The sequence below is a fragment of the Methylobacterium sp. P3_A11 genome (assembly GCF_056403155.1).
Genome location: NZ_JBFUGA010000198.1, coordinates 1 through 4,325, shown reverse-complemented (window position 1 = coordinate 4,325; position 4,325 = coordinate 1). Strand labels below are relative to the sequence as shown.

Below are 4,325 nucleotides of genomic sequence, written 5' to 3'. Positions count from 1 at the left end.
CCGCGTGGGCGAGGAGGCCGCCGATCCGGACCACGCGCGCGGCCCCGAGCGGAAGGCTCTCCGGATGAAGGTCGTCGAGGTGCAGGAGCAGGGCGGCCGCGCCGTCCGGCGGGGCGTCGGCGGGGGCCAGGGGCACCTCCCGCGGGGGCATCGCCTCCTCCAGCGGCGCGGCCGTCTCGTCGAGCCCGGCGGGATCGTGGCGGCCCTCCGTGTAGCGGCGGATGTTGTCGCGGCGGGCGCGGTAGGACTTGCCCGGGGTGTGGAGGCCCGCCACCCACCGCCAGGACAGGGTGTTGCTGGCCGGATCGCCGTCGAGGAGATGCCGCAGGAACAGGTCCGCCCCCAGTTCCCAGGGCAGGCGCAGGGTGAAGATCCAGATCGACGCGAACCACATGCGGGCATGGTTGTGCAGCCAGCCGGTCTCGACGAGCTGGGCGGCCCAGGCGTCGAAGCCGTCGAGCCCCGTGCACCCCGCCGCGGCCCCCTCGTAGGTCCGGCGCAGGCCGGGCTCGGCCGCGAGACGCGCCCGCGCCGCTGCCAGCCCGTCGCGATAGGCCGTCCAGGCGCCCGGGTGGGTCTCGAGGTGACCCTTGAAGTAGGTTCGCCAGAACACCTCGGAGACGAAGCTCTCCGCCCCCTTCGGGCCGAAGGCGCGCTGCGCCGCCCGGGCGACCTCGTCCTCGGTCAGCAGCCGGCGGCGCAGGTAGGGCGACAGCACCGAGGTCGTCGGGGTCCCGTCGGGTCCGCGATCCGTGTTCCGGTCCGCCGCGTAGGCCGCGCCGGGGCCGGACAGGAAGGCGGCCAGGGCCTCGAGGCCGGCGGCGCGGGTCATGGGGAGCGGAGGACGGGGCATGCCCCTGATCTAGGCCCCGCGCCGCGATCGTCAGCCTGTCGGAGCCCGGACGAGCGTCACCCGATCCCCGATCCGCCCGGACGTCAGGGGCGCCCGCCCTTCGGCTGCACCCGCTTGGCGCCGATGACCTTGCGCAGCATGCGGGAGACCTGATCGGCGGAGTAGGGCTTGTGCAGCAGCTCGAAGCCGCGGGTCCCCTCCTGGGCGAGGACGTGGCTGTAGCCGGAGGCCAGCACCACCGGCAGGTGCGGCATCCGCTCCCGGAGGAGCCGGGCCAGCGCGATCCCGCCCATGCCGGGCATGACCACGTCGGAGAACACGACGTCGAAGACCGCGCCGTCGGTCCCGAGCTGATCCAGGGCCGCCTCGGCATTCGCCGCCCAGGTGGTCTCGTAGCCGAGATCCTCCAGGATCTGCGTGGCGAAGCGGCCGACCTCGATGTTGTCCTCCACCACCAGCACCCGCTGCCCCGCGCCGCCGGGATCGACGGCGTCCGTCTCGGCGGCGGCGTCGCCGCCGGAGCCCTCGGGCTCGACCTGCGGCAGGTAGAGCGTGAAGGTGGTGCCGCGGCCGGGCGCGCTCTCGACCGCGACGTCCCCGCCGGATTGCTTGGCGAAGCCGAACACCTGGGACAGGCCGAGGCCTGTCCCCTTGCCGACCTCCTTGGTGGTGAAGAACGGCTCGAACACCCGGGCCAGCACGTCGGGCCCGATGCCCGAGCCGGTATCCGTGAGCGAGACCGCCGCGAACGGGCCGGGCGCGCCGGCATGGCCGCGGATCGGCGGCAGCGCCGCGCCGCAGCGCAGCCGCAGGGTCAGCGTGCCCGCGCCGTCCATCGCATCCCGGGCGTTCACCGCCATGTTGACCAGGGCGGTCTCGAACTGGCTGAGGTCGACCCGGATGAAGCAGGGATGGTCCGGCAGGTCGGTCACGACGGTGATGCGGGCGCCCGTGACCGTGTCGAGCAGGTCGGCCACGCTGCGCAGCCGCGCCCCGACATCGAGCGTCTCGGGTTTCAGCGCCTGCCGCCGCGCGAAGGCGAGGAGCTGCCCGGTCAGCTTGGCCGCGCGGTCCACCGTCTCCGAGACGGCGTTGAGGTAGCGGGAGCGCCGCTCCTCCGCCAGATCGGGCCGGCGCAGGAAGTCCACCGACGAGCGGATGATCGTGAGCAGGTTGTTGAAGTCGTGTGCCACCCCGCCGGTGAGCTGGCCCACCGCCTCCAGCTTCTGCGACTGCCGCAACGCCTCCTCGGCGTGCCGCAGCGCCTCGGCCTGGACCTTCTCGGCGGTGATGTCGCGGCCGTAGGCGTAGACCCGGTCCCCCTCGAGAGAGGTGCGCCAGGAGATCAGGCGGGGGGTCCCGTCCTTGTGCCGGTAGCGGTTCTCGAAGTCGGTGAGGTCGTGCGCGGCGGCGGCCGCGTCGAGCGCCGCCTGGGTCGGATCCGCATCCTCGGGCCAGACGAAGTCCAGGAAGCTGCGGCCCACCACCTCGGCCGGCTCGTGCCCGAGGATGGAGTGCCAGGCCGGGTTGACGGCGCGGAATATGCCGTCGGCTCCGACCACGGCGAGCAGATCGCGCGAGTTGCGCCAGACCCGGTCGTGCTCGGCCGTACGCTCGGCCACGCGCTGCTCCAGGGTCTCGTTGAAGCGCACGAGTTCGGCCATGAGCCGCTTCTGGTCGTCGATGTCGGTGCTGGTGCCGACCCAGCGGGCGACCGTGCCATTGGCCGCCAGGACCGGCTGAGCCCGCGCCAGGAACCAGCGGAAGGTCCCGTCGGCGCGCCGCAGGCGATACTCGGACTGGTAGTCGGTCCGCGACCGGACCGCTGCCAGCCATTCCTCGGCCACCCGCTCCTGGTCGTCGGGATGGATGACCGCCCGCCACCCGGCGCCGTCGAGGCTGCCCGGCGGCCGGCCCGCATAGGCATAGACGCGCTCGTTGAACCAGTCCGCGGCTCCGGCCGCGTCGGTCGCCCAGACGAAATTCGGCAGCACCTGCGAGAGGACGCGGAACTGCGCCTCGCTGGCGCGCAGGGCCTCCTCAGCCTGCTTGCGGGCGGTGATGTCGATCGCCGTGCCGACCACGCGCACGCAGCGCCCGTCCTCGAAGATCCCGCGCCCCTTGGCGGCGACCCAGCGCACGATGCCGTCCTCCAGGCCGACGGTACGGTACTCCACGTCGTAGACGGCACGCCGCACCGGATCGAGGGCGGAGGCGTAGGCCGCGCTCGTGGCCTCCCGGTCCTCGGGATGCAGGCCGGCGTAGTAATCGGCCATCGAGACCGGCACGTCGGCCGAGATCCCGAACATCGCCTTGACCCGCGCCGGCCAGAACAGGGTGCCGGCGACGACGTCGACGTCCCAGAGGCCGATCTCCGCCGCCTCGGTGGCGAGCCGCAGGCGCCGCTCGCTCTCCCGCAGCTGCTCCTCGGTCCGCCGCCGCGCCGTGTCGTCGAGATGCAGCCCGTCCCAGATCACGATGTCGCCGACGCGACGGGGCGCCGAGATGATACGGGTCCAGACGAGGCTCCCGTCCGGGCGCCGCATCGGCGCTTCGACGTCGAACTGCGCGAGGTCGCGGATGGCGGTCGCCTCCGCCGCGGCGATCCCGGCCCGGTAATCCGGCAGGATCAGGTCGTAGGCGGCGGCCGGATCGGCGAGCGCCGCCTCGGCCGCCACGCCGGTCATGCGCTCGAACCCCTGCGAGACGTAGAGGAAGCGCCGGTCCGAGCCGTCGAGGGGGGTGGCCAGCTGGAAGACGTAGCCCCCCGGGAGGTGGTCGGTCAGCGCGCGGATCCGCGCCTCCGCCTCGCGCAGGCGCTCCTCGGCCCGGACGCGGCCGGTCGTCTCCGTGCAGACGCAGAACATGCCGGCGACCCGGCCCGCCTCGTCGCGCACCGGCGAGTAGGAGAAGGTGAACCGGGTCGGCTCGTCGTAGCCGTTCCGGTTCATGACCAGCGGCATGTTCTCGGACCACGTCGCCGCGCCGGCGAGCGCCGAGTCGATCAGCGGCCTGATCTCCGGCCAGATCTCCGACCAGATGTTGCAGAAGCGGTCGCCGAGCGCCGCGGGATGCTTGTCGCCGAGGATCTCCGCGTAGGCCTCGTTGTAGAGGAACACGAGGTCGGGTCCGAACGCCACGAACATCGGGAATCGGGATCCGAGCATCAGGCTCACCGTCGCCTGCAGACAGGGCGCCCAGCGCTCCGGCCGTCCGAGCGGCGAACCCGACCAGTCGTGGGCGCGCATCCGGGCACCCATCTCCCCGCCATCCGCGAGGAAGGGTGGAAACGCGGTCCTCACGATCTCAGACATCGGATCCAGACGGGCTCCACGGTGTGTGTCCCTTGGCCTCACACCACCGGACCGGTCGCAGGACCGGCCGAGGCGGCGGCCATCGCGCCGGCGTGGCGGGCCGCGCGGCGTCCGCACCCCATCGGTGCCCCAGCACGCGGTGCGGCGCAACCGGGCCG

Annotated in this window: 2 protein-coding genes; both read right to left on the bottom strand. The window is 73.2% G+C overall.

Annotation, left to right across the window (positions count from 1 at the left end; all coding sequences use genetic code 11):
- The coding region (locus tag AC1DXK_RS30270) for an FAD-binding domain-containing protein (protein WP_477299657.1) at nucleotides 1–853 on the bottom strand (853 nt) is incomplete at its 3' end.
- Nucleotides 854–936: 83 nt separating this feature from the next.
- A complete protein-coding gene (locus AC1DXK_RS30265) occupies nucleotides 937–4,167 on the bottom strand; it encodes a PAS domain-containing protein (protein WP_457106937.1) in 3,231 nt (1,076 codons plus the stop codon).
- Nucleotides 4,168–4,325: the final 158 nt, after the last annotated feature.

Bases quoted from the DNA above. Each gene is read 5' to 3' on its own strand.
- AC1DXK_RS30265 (WP_457106937.1), bottom strand. From the start codon at position 4,167: ATGTCTGAGATCGTGAGGACCGCGTTTCCACCCTTCCTCGCGGATGGC.